General features: G+C 75.8%; 14 protein-coding genes, 1 tRNA gene and 1 riboswitch. Of the genes, 4 read left to right on the top strand and 11 right to left on the bottom strand.

All coding sequences use genetic code 11. The annotated features are described in order from the left end of the window. Positions 1-6: 6 nt before the first annotated feature. The 9 genes from ATJ88_RS14820 to ATJ88_RS14860 form a co-directional block, all read right to left on the bottom strand. On the bottom strand, positions 7-1,617 hold the full coding sequence (locus ATJ88_RS14820; protein ID WP_098464489.1) for a hypothetical protein: 1,611 nt from the start codon (positions 1,615-1,617) through the stop codon (positions 7-9). Positions 1,618-1,662: 45 nt separating this feature from the next. Then, entirely contained in the window at positions 1,663-2,796 is a 1,134-nt protein-coding gene (locus ATJ88_RS14825; protein WP_141538700.1) for a diguanylate cyclase domain-containing protein, read from the bottom strand. A 197-nt stretch (positions 2,797-2,993) separates the two neighbouring features. Further along, positions 2,994-3,857, bottom strand: coding sequence for a sulfite exporter TauE/SafE family protein (locus ATJ88_RS14830; RefSeq protein WP_098464491.1), 864 nt, complete (start codon positions 3,855-3,857; stop codon positions 2,994-2,996). Beyond that, positions 3,854-5,302, bottom strand: coding sequence for an MBL fold metallo-hydrolase (locus ATJ88_RS14835; RefSeq protein ID WP_098464492.1), 1,449 nt, complete (start codon positions 5,300-5,302; stop codon positions 3,854-3,856). The genes ATJ88_RS14830 and ATJ88_RS14835 overlap by 4 nt, the downstream gene beginning before the upstream one ends. A 267-nt stretch (positions 5,303-5,569) precedes the next feature. Beyond that, the gene (locus ATJ88_RS14840; RefSeq protein ID WP_098464493.1) at positions 5,570-6,289 is read right to left on the bottom strand and encodes a hypothetical protein; all 720 of its coding nucleotides are present in this window, start codon (positions 6,287-6,289) and stop codon (positions 5,570-5,572) included. 9 nt (positions 6,290-6,298) lie between these two features. Beyond that, positions 6,299-6,414, bottom strand: a riboswitch (SAM riboswitch). Positions 6,415-6,471: 57 nt separating this feature from the next. Further along, positions 6,472-6,663 carry a hypothetical protein gene (locus ATJ88_RS14845; RefSeq protein ID WP_098464494.1) on the bottom strand — a complete coding sequence of 64 codons (192 nt, stop codon included), beginning with the start codon at positions 6,661-6,663 and terminating at the stop codon, positions 6,472-6,474. 146 nt (positions 6,664-6,809) lie between these two features. Continuing rightward, positions 6,810-6,882: transfer RNA gene (locus ATJ88_RS14850), tRNA-Ala, on the bottom strand. A 116-nt stretch (positions 6,883-6,998) separates the two neighbouring features. Then, on the bottom strand, positions 6,999-8,042 hold the full coding sequence (locus tag ATJ88_RS14855) for a hypothetical protein (RefSeq protein WP_170023652.1): 1,044 nt from the start codon (positions 8,040-8,042) through the stop codon (positions 6,999-7,001). An 80-nt stretch (positions 8,043-8,122) separates the two neighbouring features. Continuing rightward, positions 8,123-8,758, bottom strand: a complete 636-nt coding sequence (locus ATJ88_RS14860; RefSeq protein WP_098464496.1) for a GNAT family N-acetyltransferase — start codon at positions 8,756-8,758, stop codon at positions 8,123-8,125. Between the two features lie 55 nt (positions 8,759-8,813). Here ATJ88_RS14860 and ATJ88_RS14865 point away from each other — a divergent pair, with 55 nt between their 5' ends. Next, entirely contained in the window at positions 8,814-9,470 is a 657-nt protein-coding gene (locus ATJ88_RS14865; protein WP_098464497.1) for a 5-formyltetrahydrofolate cyclo-ligase, read from the top strand. A gap of 55 nt (positions 9,471-9,525) precedes the next feature. On the opposite strand, the gene ATJ88_RS14870 is transcribed toward ATJ88_RS14865, so the two are convergent. Further along, a complete protein-coding gene (locus tag ATJ88_RS14870; RefSeq protein WP_342744857.1) occupies positions 9,526-12,273 on the bottom strand; it encodes a penicillin acylase family protein in 2,748 nt (915 codons plus the stop codon). Positions 12,274-12,345: 72 nt separating this feature from the next. On the opposite strand from ATJ88_RS14870, the gene ATJ88_RS14875 reads away from it, so the two are divergent. The 3 genes from ATJ88_RS14875 (at position 12,346) to mscL (ending at position 13,927) form a co-directional block, all read left to right on the top strand. Then, complete coding sequence (locus tag ATJ88_RS14875) at positions 12,346-12,672, top strand: FmdB family zinc ribbon protein (protein ID WP_098464498.1); 327 nt, start codon at positions 12,346-12,348, stop codon at positions 12,670-12,672. 95 nt (positions 12,673-12,767) lie between these two features. Further along, a complete protein-coding gene (locus ATJ88_RS14880) occupies positions 12,768-13,406 on the top strand; it encodes an SAF domain-containing protein (RefSeq protein ID WP_098464499.1) in 639 nt (212 codons plus the stop codon). Positions 13,407-13,528: 122 nt separating this feature from the next. Then, a complete protein-coding gene (gene mscL, locus ATJ88_RS14885) occupies positions 13,529-13,927 on the top strand; it encodes a large conductance mechanosensitive channel protein MscL (RefSeq protein ID WP_098465390.1) in 399 nt (132 codons plus the stop codon). A gap of 149 nt (positions 13,928-14,076) precedes the next feature. Here the strand turns inward: mscL and ATJ88_RS14890 are convergent, their stop codons facing one another. Further along, on the bottom strand, positions 14,077-14,289 hold the full coding sequence (locus ATJ88_RS14890) for a hypothetical protein (protein ID WP_098464500.1): 213 nt from the start codon (positions 14,287-14,289) through the stop codon (positions 14,077-14,079). Positions 14,290-14,416 lie beyond the last annotated feature (127 nt).

The raw sequence follows: 14,416 nt of genomic DNA on the forward strand, positions 1-14,416 counted from the left end.
TCCTGGTCAGGACGCGGCGACGAGCAGCGGCGCCGGGTCCGCGGGGACGAGCTCGGGGGCGAGCGTGCCGGGCACGGTCGGTCCGGACCATCCGAGGTGGACGCCGTCGGGGGCGCCGTCGGTCACCTGGTCCCAGACCCAGCCGGTGGTGACGTCCGCGCCGGTGCGGTCGGCGACGAGCACGACCTCCGCGGCCTCGGTCGCGTCGGCCACGTCGGCGAGCCGCGACCGGTCGACGACCGAGTCGGGGCGGGTCTGGTGGACGGCCACCAGCGCCGGGGGCAGAGCGCTATTCGTTACCACTCCTTCAATATAGGTGACGAGCGCCTCGATCTCGGCGGCGTCCACCTGTCCGGGCGGGCGCGTGCCGTCGGAGGGCCGGGCCTCCGGGCTGAGCGTGACGCCGACCCCGCCGAGGGTCAGCAGCCCCTCCCACGCCTCGACGGCGTCGGCGGGGGCGGCGGCACCGAGCGGCACGTCGAGCAGGACGTACAGGTCGGCGGCGAGGGCACGGGTCACCATGGCCTCCAGCGCTGCGGACCGCTCGCCCTCGAGGTCGCCGTCGGCGTCCTGGCCGACGCGGACGACCAGGGTCGGGACCACGGGGTCGGACGAGGTCTCGACGTACGCCGCGGCGTCGTCCTTCGCCCGCGCGACGACGTCGGCGGGCTCGTCCCACCAGTCGGCCGACGTCGTCACGTAGCGGGCGGGCAGGAGGTCCTGCGCGCCGGTGGGCAGCCGCGTCCCGGCCTCGGCGGCGGCGACCCGCCACGCGAACTCCTCGGGCGGTCCGAACGACGACCCGACACCGACGACGGCGAGCGCCTGCGCGGTGTCGACGGCCTCGATGACGCGCGCCGAGGACGCGATGCGGCCGTGCGGCACAGGGACGTCGACGGCGCCGGCGGCCCGCAGCGTCGCGATGGCGGCCTCCTGCCCGGGCTGCGGGTCGGTGAGGGCGAGCACCTCGTCGAGGGCCGCGGAGGACGGCGTCGGGCCGTGCGTGGGCACGGCGGACGCGGCGGCGACGTCGGCACGGAGGCGAGCCGCGTCGTCGGCGGGGAGCTCGGTGGGCGGCTTCTCGTCGGGCATCAGCGGCTCGACGGCCTCGAGGTGCACCACCGAGGCGCCCGCGAGGTCCGCGGCCGTCTCGGCCGGCTCCGCGCCGCCGGTCGGGGCCGGCGAGGCGGGGTCGGCGGAGGCCGGGTCGAGGGGGGTCGGGTCGTCGGGCGTGACGACGACGGCGACCTGCACGCCGAGGCGCTCCAGCTCGGCGGCGGCCCCCTGCGGGGACACGGTCTCGCCGACCAAGAGGGCCGGCGCGGCCAGGGACTCCGCGGCGGCGGCCTGCATCGCGCGGACCGCGTCGTCGTCGCCCGTGGGCGCCGCGAGGACGGCGACGGGCGAACGGTCGAAGACCTGCTGGCTGGCGGCGAGCGCGAGCTCGGCGGGGTCGTCGACGGACAGCAGCAGGGTGTGCCCCGTGGGCTGCCGGACGACGGTGCTGACCGCCGGGTCACCGGTCGGTGCTGGTGGTTCCTGCGGACCGCACCCGCCCAGGGTCAGGGCGAGGAGGGGCAGGACGGGCAGGACGAATCGGACGTTCCGTGCAGGCACACGACCCATCCTTGCGCATCGATGGCCGTCGGGTCGATGCCCTGGTCAGCGGTGGCGCCGTGACGGCAGGCTCGGTGCGCCGCCCGGGGGTGCGGCGACCCGCACGGAGTCGCTGAAGGAGCGGTCGGACCCGCGCACGGGCACGTCGGCTGGACTGTCGGCGGGGCCGGCGGCCGGGCGCGACGACGTCTCGGCCGGCCCGCTCCCCCGCCGGGTGTCGACCGGTTCGCGGACCGCCAGGGCGTCCCCGGCGGACAGCAGCGCCTCCGCCTCGCGCACGAGTCGTTCCGGGTCGGCCGAACCTTCCGGCGACCAGACGACCGAGGAGCGCAGCGCGGGCCACACCAACGCGTCGAGGTGCACGGGCGGTTCCGTGACCTGTGCCAGCACGTGCCGGCGCAGCTGGTCGGCGGACGCCGCGGCGTGCACGTCGTCCATGGGCGGCAGGATGGCGAGCACGGCGAACCGGTCGCCGTCGACGCGTCCGGCCTCGCACCCGCGCGGCAGGTCGCGCCCGAGCCGCGCGCCGAGCTCCGCCAGGACGGCGTCACCCGTGGCGAGCCCGTGCCGCGCGTTGAGGTCCGCCATCCGGTGGACGTCCAGCAGGACCAGCACGACGCGGGTGCCGCCGCCGCGCACCAGCTCGCAGCGCCGGCCCAGGGAGTGCCAGGTCGCCGCGCGCGTCGGCAGGCGGGTCTGCGGGTCCTGCGTCGACCGTTCCGCGAGCGCCGCCACGAGGGACCGCATGAGGTCGGCCGTCCCGGCGCCCGCCCAGGTGGGTCCCGCGACGAGCACGTCGTCGTAGCGGTGCTCCTCGGCGCGCTCCATGGCCCGGGTCGCGACGGCGGACACGGCGTCGTCGGGGCGCACCACGAGGGGTTCCCAGTGGGTGACGGTGGCGACGGGGCGCCGTTCCAGGACGGCACGGCCGTAGCCGAGCCGGCCCGTGAGGGCGGCGGCGAGGCCGGACCGCATGACCATCCCGACGCGGTCCGACGCGTCGTCGGTGACGACGACGCACGACACCTCGGGGTTGCGGAACATCACCTCGAGCTGACCGACGGGCATCGAGGACCCGACGACGGTGAGGGGCTGGGCGAGGTCGGACACGACCCCGGCGAGGCGGGCGCCGCCGCGCAGCTGCCGGTGCCGGGCCACCTGGCTGATCTCGTCATGCACGGGCCCAGGATGGCGTCGCGGGCACGCGACATGTCGGATGAAAGGGACATCCGTGACAGTGTTCGGCCACTGTTCACCCCGGTTCACCGTCCGTCCACCCGGACGACGGCGGGACGTGCCGACGGACGGGCCCCGCGGACGCGACGACGCCCCGGGCCGGACCGTCGGCGCCGGTCCGGTCCGGGGCGTCGGGGGTCTCAGGCGCGGGCGCGCACCCGCAGGGGGCAGCGGGTCCCGGCGACGTGGCACCCGACCGCGGCGACCGCCCCGGCGACCGCGACGACGGCGACGGCGACGGCTGCGGGCCCGGGCAGCTCCTGGACGAGCACGAGCACGCCCATGACGAGCACGAAGTACCCGAACCCGCGCCGCAGCGCCGCCTCCGGCACGTGCGCCGTGAGGCGGGCACCGACGAGCGACCCGACGACGGCGGCCGCCGTCACGCCGAGCACGAGGCCCCAGTCGAGCGTCACCGACGTGAGGTAGCCCGCCAGGCCGGCGAACGACTTCATGGCGATGACCAGGAGCGACGTCCCCACGGCGACCGACATCGGCAGTCCGCCGAGCAGCGCCAGGGCGGGCACCACGAGGAACCCTCCCCCGGCGCCGACGAGGCCGGTGACGAGGCCGACGACGAGACCGTCGATGACGATGCGCAGGACGGGCAGCTCACGGTCCTGCGGGGTCGCGGCCGCGCCGCGGCGCCCGCGGATCATCGCCCCCGCCGTCGCGACCATCATGATCGCGAAGGCGATCATGAGGAGCGTCCCGGGGACGTGCCCGCCGACGAGCCCGCCCGCGAACGCCCCGGCCATGCCCGCCGCCCCGAAGATCAGCCCGGTGCGCCACCGGACGTTGCCCCGCCGGGCGTGGGCGAGCATGCTCGACGCCGACGTCACGCCGACCACGAGCAGCGAGGCCGCGATGGCCTCCTTGGGCGGCATGCCCGCCACGTAGGTGAGCAGCGGGACGGTGAGGATCGATCCCCCGCCGCCCAGCAGGCCGAGGGAGACGCCCACGACCACGCCGAGCAGCAGGACGACGACCGTCGTGAGCGTCATGCGCCCGCCCGGGCGACGGCCGGCTCACCGGCCTGGTGGAAGACGCCGTCGGCGTCCTGCTCCTGGCGCCAGGCGGACCAGCCGGCGTAGCTGCCGTCGAGCTCGACGACGTCGTACCCGGCCCGCCGCAGGGCGCTGGCGGCCACGGAGTTGCGCACGCCGGACTGGCAGTAGGTGACGATCGTGCCGTCGTCGGGCAGACGGTCCGTGTGCCACAGGACGCGGCCCGCGCTGAGCTGCTCCGAGCCGGGGAGGTGCCCGACGGCGTGCTCGGTCTTGTTGCGGACGTCCAGCAGGAGCGCCGCGTCGAGCCCGTCGAGCTCCGCCGGCGCGACCGTGGCCGGCGTCGTGGTCGGCAGCCCCTCGAGGTCCGGGGTGAAGCCGGCGACGTGGTCGATGCCGACGCGCACGAGGTGGGCGCGGAACTCCTCGGCGACGTCCGCGTCGGGGGCGAGCAGCACCAGCGGGCGGTCCTCGGTCTCCGGGTCGTAGGCCCACGCGCCGAAGCTCGCCGCCTTGGCCGGGCCGGGCACGTTGAGGCTGCGCTCGACGGTCCCGGCGTGCACGGCGTGCTGGTCGCGGGTGTCGACGAAGATCACCTCGTCGGCGGCGAGGCGCCGCGCGACCTCGGCGTTGTCGAGGGCGCCGAGCGGCTCGAGCGGGCCGAGCAGGCGCGGGCCGTCCTTGTTCTCCTTCTTCATGCGGGCGAAGTAGGCGTGGGCGTCGGGCTGGCCGTCGAGGAGCTCGTCGATGAAGCCCTGCTCGTCGTCCTCGCGCAGGTAGGGGGCCCACCAGGCGTTGAGCCGCTCGTAGCCCACCGTCGTGGCGGGCAGGGCGCCGAGGGCCTTGCCGCAGGCGCTGCCGGCACCGTGGGCCGGGTAGACCTGCACGTGGTCGCCGAGCGCGAGGAACTCGTCGCGCAGCGAGGCGAAGAGCTGGCGGGCACCCTCGAAGCGGGTGTCGACGCCGCCGGCGGCCTCGTCGAGGAGGTCGGGCCGGCCGAGGTCGCCCGCGAAGACGAAGTCGCCCGAGAGCAGGTAGCCGGGCGCGTCGGAGAAGGCACCGTCGGTCACGCGGAACGACAGGTGCTCGGGCGTGTGGCCCGGGGTGTGCCGCGCCTCGACGGTGATGTTGCCGATGCGGATCGCGTCGCCGTGGTGCAGCCGCTCGGCCTCGAAGCCGTACTGCCAGTCGACGCCGCCCTCGCCGGAGACGTAGGTCTCGGCGCCGGTGACGGCGGCGAGCTCGCGCGTGCCGGAGAGGTAGTCGGCGTGGATGTGGGTCTCGGTGACGGCCACGATCCGCATCCCGTGGCGCCGGGCGAGGTCGAGGTACTCGGCGACGTCGCGACGGGCGTCGACGACCACCGCCTCGCCCTTCGCCTGGCAGCCGATGAAGTAGCTCGCCTGTGCGAGGTCCTCGTCGTAGATGCGTTCGAGCAGCATGCGTCCTCCTTGATCGGGGTGTCCGTTCCCCCACCAGTATGGGGTATACCCCCGGGGGTATTCAATCGAGGGGCGTCACCGCTGGTCGGAGCGCCGAGGTGCCCCTCACCTGCCCGTGCCGTCCGGGACCGTGGCGGGGTGCACGGCTGACGCCGAGTCACCCACCGGGCCCCGCCGCGATCGACACCCGGTCGTCGACCCGTCATCGCGCCGGGCGCGGGGGCCCGCCCGGGACCTGGGCCACGTGCTACCCGCCCGGGCGGACGGTCAGCGGACGGGCCGCTCGGCCGCGACGACCTGCCGCACCGCGTCCAGGACGGCCCGGGGCGCGGCGACGGCCTCGCGCGCGACCCGCTCCAGGTCGCGACGGGCGCGGCGGCGCCGGGCGTCCCGCTCGGCGAGACGCAGAGTGCGGGCCAGCGGCACGACGTCGGCGAGGACGTCGGCCCGTGCGGCGTACCCGGCCGGGTCGAGGGCGGCGGTCCAGCGGGCGAACCGGGTGACGCGCGCCTCGGGCTCCGCAACGAGCAGGTCGTGACGGCGCAGGTCGTCGACGCGGACGAGCTCGCGGGGTGGCAGGCCGGGCCGGCGCTCGACGAGCCGGGTCAGGTCGAGCGCACGGGCCTGCACGAACACGCGCTCCAGCAGCGAGCGCCGGTACGCGTGCGCACGCCGGATCGGCTCCCAGTCGGGGTCGGCGAGGTCGTGCAGGCCGCCGAACCGGCCCTTGCCGTCGGGGAACCGGCCGGCGGCGGTGCCGTCGGGCAGCCCGGCACGCTCCGCCACCGCCACGTCGACGGCGCGGCACGCGTCGCACAGGGTCTGGGACTGCCGGTAGATGCCGAGCGGCCAGGTCCCCACCAGGCACGCGGTGCACAGGACCGCACCGGTGGTGGTGTCGATCCCGCGTCGACGCAGCTCCGCGGTGCGCGGGCCCGGGCGGGTGGCCTCGACGAGACCGCCGAGGTCGAGGGTGTGATGGTTCATCGAACTCTCCCTTCGCGCTTCCCGTCACGGTCGTGACGGGCCGGTCTTCCTCCTGGGGCACCGTGCGCGGGGGGCGCGGTTGCCGGACCAGCACGCGGAGGGCGTGTCGCTGGTCGCTCGTGACCTGGGGAGAAATCTAGCGCACGGGGCCGACAGCGGCTCGTGCGGGCAGGCGCCCGGGCTCAGGCGGCGTCGGCGTCGTCCTCGCGCTCCCGGGCCGGACGTCCCACGGCGGGGGCCTGTGCGGTCGGGTCCCGGTGCGCGAGCCCGTCGGCCTCGTCGAGGCGCGAGTAGTGCGGGTCGGGGTCCGTCCCGACGATCTTGCCGATGACGGTCCCGCGCAGTCGGCGGAGAGCTTCAGTGAACCTGAACATCGTGGAAGATGATGCCAGGGGCATCCGTTCCTGGCACGTCGAAACGCTTCGGTCGTCAGGATCCGGCACTCCGGGCGCACGGCGCCCGCCACCCGTCCGACCACAGCGAAAGGGCCGCCGACCTGAGTCAGCGGCCCTTTCCGGGGTGGAGCTAGGGGGATTCGAACCCCCGACCTTCTCATTGCGAACGAGACGCGCTACCAACTGCGCCATAGCCCCGTGGAGCGGTTGCAAGATTAGCACCCTCGCCGGGCCTGGGACCAAATCGGCTCCGGGGCGCCGGGCGTGACGTGCGTCGCACCGGCCCCGAGGGGCCGGCGCGACGACCGGCGAGGTCAGCCCGCGGCGCGGCGGCGGGCGAGGATCTGCTCGAGCGGAAGCCCGAGCGTCTCGGTGCGCGGCCGCGGCTCGTCCCCGGCCAGGGGCTCGGCCGGGGTCTCGGGCGCCACGGACGCACGCTGCTCCCCGGCGGCAGGCCGGGGTGCGGGCGCCGACGACGTCGCGAGCTCCGGCGGGAGCGGGACGGTGGGTCGCGGCGCGAGCGGCTTGGTCACGTAGGTGGGCAGCGGCACGGGCACGGGGTCCCAGGGCTCGCCGCCGACGGGCCGGGTGACGCCGACGGTGCCGAGCGGGATCGGGGCCGGCTCGGGCTCCGACTCGGGGGCCACCGGCTCGTCGGTGGCGACGGCCGGCGTGGTCCGCGCGCGGGGCGCGCCGGTGGGCACCGTGGCCGCGGGCTGCACGCGCGGGATCATCTGTGTGCTGGTGTCCGAGGGGTGCACGGCCAGCCCGGTGATGCGCGCCCGGTTGCGGGGCGCGTACGGCCCGCCGTGGGCGAGGGTCCGCTCCTGCGTGGCGCGCTGCCGCTGGGCCCGTCGGTCGGCGCGCCACCGGGCGTCGGACCGCCGGGCGGCGACGACGGCGACCCGGCCGAGCACGAGGACGACGGCGAGCAGCACCGACGGCACGGTCGCGACGGGCCAGGGCACGTACCCGAGGCCGACGACGGTCCACGCCGCGGCGGTGAGCAGCGCGAGGAGCACGGTCAGGGTGAGGCGGCGGCGGGCCCGGGCGGCACGACGCTCCAGCACCTGGAGGCGGGCCGTGCGGTCACCGGACCGGGGGTGCGGCCCCCCGGAGCCGGCGGTCACCCGCGGTGTCGCGCCGGTGGGGGGCGTGCCCGACGTGCGTCTCGCCGTCATGCCGCGCCTCCCGTTCGTCCCGTCCGCCATCGCGAGCACCCGCAGCCCGCCGGAGAACCGGTCGTCCAGGCCGGCGTCGGCGAGGACCTGCCGGCGGCGCAGCTGCTGCGGCACCCAGAAGCCGAGCCACAGCACGACCAGCGCGAGGGCTGCGAGTCCTGCCGGCGACGTCTCCACACGACGAAGGTAGGCGAGCGTCGCCCGTCACGGAGGTACCGCACGGCGGCGTGTCCGCGACCTGGGCCGTGCGGAACCGCTCAGAGCTCGTCGCGGGCCTGCTGCCAGCGGGCGAGGAGCCCGCCGGGGACCTCCTCGGCGGTCAGCGCGAACGTGCGGTGGTCGCGCCAGTCGCCCTGGATGTGGAGGTAGCGCTCGCGCACGCCCTCGTCGCGGAAGCCGAGCTTCTCGACGACGCGCAGGCTGGCGGCGTTCTCGGGCCGGATGTTGATCTCGACGCGGTGCAGGCCGACGATGGCGAAGCAGTAGTCGGTGGCCATCGCGACGGCGGTGGGCGTGATGCCGCGTCCCGCGAACTGCCGCCCCACCCAGTAGCCGATGCTGCCGGACCGCAGGGAGCCGAGCTGGACGTTCGCCACGGTGAGCTGGCCGACGAGCTCGCCGTCGAGCTCCACGACGAACGGCAGCGCCGCCCCTGCACGGGCCTGCGCGGACAGCAGGCGGACGTACTCGCCGAACGTCGCGGACTCCGGGGTCTCGCCGGGCGAGGTCGCCTCCCAGCGTTCCAGCCAGGACGTGTTCGCGGCCCGCAGCCGCATCCAGGCCCCGCCGTCACGACGACGCAGGGGACGCAGCACGACCGCGCCCGACGGCGTGTCCTCACGCAGGGTCGCCGGCCACGGCCTGGTCACCGCCCACCTCTTCGCGTCGTTCATGAGCCCCCGTCCGCCCCGCCCCGGGGCCACGCCAGGACCCTGCCACAATGAGGGCATGCACGGCGACCCGAGGCACCCGACCGCCACCCAGCCGTACCCGATCGTGAGCGGGATGGAGACGCAGGACGCCAAGGACGAGCTCCGACGCGCCATCCGGCACCAGCGCGAGACCCGCTCGCAGCGGCTGCGCGAGGAGGCCGCGCACGCGTTCGCGGAGGTGCTGGCGACCGTCCCCGCCGTCGCGGAGGCGGCGGTCGTGGCGACGTACGCGTCGCGTCCCGCGGAGCCGGGCACCGGCCCCCTGCTGGACCGGCTGGCCGGTCGCGGGGCGCGGGTGCTGCTGCCTGTCCTCGGCGCGGGCCTCGCCCGCGACTGGGCCGAGTACGCCGGCCCGGAGGACCTGTGCGAGCGCGCCCCCGGCCGTCCGCCGGAGCCGGGCGGCCCCACCCTCGGGGCGGACGCCGTCGCGCAGGCCGACGTCGTCGTGGTCCCCGCCCTCGCGGTCGACACGACCGGGGCGCGGCTCGGGCAGGGCGGCGGCTGGTACGACCGCACCCTCAAGCAGGCCCGGCCGGGCGCGACCGTCGTCGCGATGGTGTACCCGGAGGAGTACTACGACGCCGCCGACCGCCCCCTGCCCGTCGCGGGCCACGACGTGGCCGTGCACGCCGTCGCCACGCCGGACGGCTGGTGGCCGCTGCCCGTCGTCTGAGGACGGACGACCGACCGACGTCGGGCCCGGGTCGCCACGACCCGGGCCCCACGTGTCACGGCGTGAGCGTCGTCGTGTCCTCGGCGGCGGCCGCCACGGCGTCCCGGCCGAACGGCCACGCGAAGCTCTCCCCCGCCGCCCAGACGGGCAGCTGGTCGTCGTAGTGCGACGACGCCGGGTGGCCCGACGACCCGGTGACGTTCACCCAGGTCGACGAGTCGAGGTCGCCCATGTCGACGACCATCCGCATCGACGGGCCCGCGGTGACGGCGAAGCTGCCGGACGCGGCGTCCCACGCGGTGGCGTTGACCACGGACGTGCCGCCCGCCATCGGGACCGGCGCGGGGTTGACGAAGTCGCGCACGAGGGCGGGCACGTCGTCGCCGCCGAGCACCGGGTGCTCGAGGCGGAGCTGGTGCAGCGAGCCCCAGTCCCAGTCGCTGGGCTCCTTGGACAGCTCGACGGTGAGGTCGCGCCGCGCGCTCGTGAGGGCGCGGGTCAGGACCTCGTCCCGCGTCTCGACGACGTTGAGGGTCGAGCGGTCGTCCCAGAACGGGTCCTCGGGCCGCTCCAGCATGTCCCGCACGACGACGAGCCAGCGGGAGCCGCCGGTGGGCAGCGCGGCCTCGGGCAGGTCGTCCCAGAAGGTCGTCGACAGCAGGTTGCGCCAGACGGCGTTGAAGTACGCGGCGGCGGCCGAGTCGCTGCCGGTGCGGTAGTCCCAGCCGGCGAGGATCTCCTGCCCGGCGGCGTCGTAGGCGTCGTCCACCTCGACGTCGAGCAGGACGGGCACCAGCGCGGCGGCGAACGGCGACCAGTCGTCCGACTGGATGGCCTCCATGTCCGCGACGGTGAAGGGACGGCCGGCGGCGATCTGCTCCGACAGGAGGGTCCGCACCCGTTCCGAGCGGAAGCCGTGGTCCCAGTCCTGCGTGAGGTACGGGTCGTTGCCGCCCGGCAGCACCGCCTGGTTCGCGGCGACGATGAACCCGGCCTCCGGGTCCAGCGCGCGCGGCATGTCGGCGGGGTCGACGTAGCCCTGCCAGTCGTAGCGCGGGTCCCAGCCGGGGCGCGGCCACGTGCCGTCGGACGCCACCGGGCCGGGGACGACGTCGCGCACCGGGATCCTGCCGGGCGCCTGGTAGCCGATGTGGCCGTCCGTCGTGGCGAACACGATGTTCATCGCGGGCACCTCGAACAGCTCGGCCGCGGCCCGGATGTCCTGGGCGTCGGAGGCCGTCCCCATGGCGAACACGGCGTCGGCGGTGCGGCCGGGCTCGAGCGCCGTCCACGCCAGCGACACCGCGTACTCGCCGAACTCGGTGCCGGCCTCCGTCGGGGAGTCCACGACGGCGCCCACGTCCAGGACGCCGGACAGCAGCGGACCGTGGTCCGTGGACCGCACCTCCAGCTCGACCGGGTCGCCGCCGTTGACGCGGATGGTCTCGGTGCGCACGTCGAGGTCGGCCCACTCCTCCGCCTCGGCGTCCCGCAGCCACGTGTCGCCCCGGACGCGCTCCACGAAGAAGTCGGTGACGTCGGCGCCCATGTTGGTCAGGCCCCACGACAGGTCCGCGTTGTGCCCGATGACGACGCCCGGGAACCCGGAGAACGAGAAGCCCGCCACGTCGAACGGGCACGCGTCGTCGACCTGCGTGCAGTGCAGGCCCACCTGGTACCAGATACCGGGGGCGCCGAGCGAGAGGTGCGGGTCGTTCGCGAGGATCGGCGAGCCCGACTCGGTGAGGTCGCCGGAGACGACCCACGAGTTCGAGCCGGAGCCGTCGCCCCGGCCCACGAGCACCGGCACGGCGGCCAGCGCGTCGGCGGTGGCCTGCACGGCGTCGTCCACGGCGGCGGTGCCCAGCGCGACGCCGGTGGTGCCGTCGCCCTCCGCGTCACCCTCGGTGCCGGCGTCGGTGGAGGAGGCGTCGGTGCCGCCGGTGCCGTCCGGGTCGTCGGACGCGCCCGGCGAGACGCCGGCCGCCTCCTCGGCCCGCAGCGTCTGGTTGACGTCCCGCTTGCGCAGGATCGGCGTGTTCCCGCCCTCCGCGAAGCCCGGGTAGAGCTCCTCGACCGCGTCGACGTCCTCCAGCGTGCTGTACGCCAGCGCCCGACCCAGCTCGTCGTCGTAGTTGCCGCGCATGTCCCACGCCATCGCCTTGAGCCAGGCGAGGGAGTCCACCGGGTCCCAGGGGGCGGGCGTCGCCACGTCGACGGTGGTGCCGAGCACCGTGTACTCGACCGCGAGGTCGTCGGGGGCGCGGTCCGCGAGGTAGGCGTTGACGCCGCGCGCGTACGCCTGCAGGTAGGAGCGGGTCTCCGGGGAGACGAGGTTCCACTCCTCCTCCGCGACCTGCCGCCAGCCGAGGGTGCGCACGACCTTGTCCGCCTCGATCGCGGCGGGCACGTCGCCCACCAGCTCGGCGAGGCGGCCGGCGGTGACGTGCCGGCGGTAGTCCATCTCGAAGAACCGGTCCTGCGCGTGCACGTAGCCCTGCGCCGCGAACAGGTCCTCCGGCGTGGACGCGTACACCTGCGGCACGCCCTGGGCGTCCCGCTCGACGGTGACCTCGGCGCTCAGCCCCGCGAGCTGCTGCGTCCCGGCGAGGTCGGGCAGGGGCTTGCGCACGGTCACGACGCCGAACGTCACCGTCGCGACCAGCGCGAGGGCCACCAGGACGGCCAGACCGGCCACGGCACGCCGCAACCGGGACCGCGGCGCGGGCGCGCCGTCGTCCTCGATGGTGTCGTCGACGTCGGGCGTCGCGTCGGGCTCGTTCGATGCGGGGGTCGCTGACACGCAGGCGAGACTACCGCCCGCGTATGATTGGCACTCGCATGATCTGAGTGCCAGCCCTCGAGGAGAGATTCCGTGCCCACCTACGCCTACCGGTGCGCCGACTGCGGCCACGCCTTCGACATCCACCAGGCGTTCACCGACGACGCGCTCACCGTCTGCCCGGAGTGCTCGGGCCGCCTGCGCAAGCAGTACGGCTCGGTCGGCGTGACGTTCAAGGGTTCCGGCTTCTACCGCACCGACTCCCGCTCCGGCGGGTCGTCGACCGTCGGGTCGTCGGGCGGCAAGCCGTCCTCGTCCGGCGGTTCGCCCTCCGGCGGTTCGTCGTCGGGCGGGTCGTCGTCCGGCGGGTCGTCGTCCGGCGGGTCGTCCTCGGGCAGCAGCAAGGCCGCCTCCTCCTGACCCCGGGCGCGTCGGGCCGTCCACAGCCCGACGCCGTCCCCAGGGCAGCGGGAGCGGCCGGCCGCACCCCCGGCCCGCGGGCCTAGCGTGCCCGCATGCCCCGACCCTCCCGCGACCGCGTCCTGCGCCGCCTGCACCTGCTGGCCTGGCGCAGCCGCTTCGTCGTCGCCGCCGTCTGCTGCGGGCTCGCCGCCACGGCCACCGTCCAGGCGCTCCGACCGCCCGCACCCGCCACGACCACGGTCGTCGTCACGAGCCGCGCCGTCGAGGCCGGCACCCCGCTGCGCCGCGCCGACCTCACCACGGTCGTCGTCGACGCCGACCTGGCCCCCGCCCTCGTGACCGACCCCACCGACGTCGTCGGGCGGTCCTCCCCCGTCCGGCTGCCCGCCGGGACGCCCCTGCACCCCGGGCTCGCCACCGGTGGCGGGCTCGGCGACCAGGCGCCCCGCGGGACCGTCGTCGTCGCCGTCGGGCTCGTCGAGGCCGGCTGGCTCGCACCCGGCGACCGCGTCGACCTGCTCGCCGCCGACGACCGCGGCCGCACCCTCGCCCGCCGCGCCCTCGTGCTGCCCGGACCCGCCGCCCGCACCGACACCTCCGGCGGCCTGCTCGGCGGCACGTCGGCCGACGGCGGCGACCGCGTCACCCTCCTCGCCGTCGACCCCGACGAGGCCGCCGCCGTGTCCGCCACCTCCGGCTGGGGGACCGTCACCGCCGTCCTCGTCCCCTGACCCGCGCGACCCGCCCCCGGACGTCGTTGCACCCCGCGGCCGTCACCCGAAGAATCGGTGCCGCCGGGACAGCCCCGGCAGGGCCACCAGGCCCGGGAGGAGGAAACACCACCGTGAAGAACATGTTCGACGGCTTCAAGACGTTCATCATGCGAGGCAACGTCATCGACCTCGCCGTCGGTATCGTCATCGGGGCCGCGTTCACCGGGGTGGTCTCCGCCCTCACCGAGGGCCTCGTCTTCCCCCTCGTCGCGGCCATCTTCGGGGAGCCCGACCTCACCCAGCTGTGGACCTTCAAGATCAACGAGGCCGAGTTCAGCGTCGGCCTCTTCCTCGACGCCGTCCTCAACTTCCTGCTGGTCGCCGCCGCGCTGTACTTCGTCATCGTGTACCCGATGAACAAGCTCGCCGAGCGCCGCGCCCGCGGCCAGGAGCCGGAGCCCGCCCCGGTGCCCGAGCCGAACGTCGTGCTCCTCGCCGAGATCCGCGACCTCCTCGCCGAGCAGAACCGCCGCGCCTGACGGCGCCCCGCCGGCCGCACGGCGACGGGAGGTGGGGCGGGTCCGGCGCGCGGTCGTCGGACGGGAAGCGCAGGTTGCACAGCAACCGTGAGCGCGACCGCGCGCCGGACCCGCCCCACCGACCCAGCGACCGCCCGAGGACCGCCGGCTCACCAGTGCGGCGGCACGTCCCTGCGCAGGCGGTCGTCGTTGTCGTCGTGGCCGCCGGCGTCGTCGCCGGTGACTCCCCAGACGGTCTGCGTCTCGGTCCCCTGCCGCACGACTCGTCGCGAGCGGCGACGGCGCGTCGTGGTGCCGTCGGTCGGGGTGTCCGCGGTCTCGGGCCGGCCGTCGCTCGCCTCGGGTTCCTGCTGCTCGCTCACCGGCCCATTGTCACCCGTTCGGGCCCGGCGGTTCTCGGGGCACGGCGTCCGCCGCGAGCTCGTCCCACCGGTCGTGGGGTGGTACCCCGGGGGCACCGACTCGCGACCTGCGGTCCGACCTAGCGGG

Origin of the sequence: Isoptericola jiangsuensis (genome assembly GCF_002563715.1) — a bacterium.
GTDB classification, from domain to species: Bacteria; Actinomycetota; Actinomycetes; order Actinomycetales; family Cellulomonadaceae; genus Isoptericola; species Isoptericola jiangsuensis.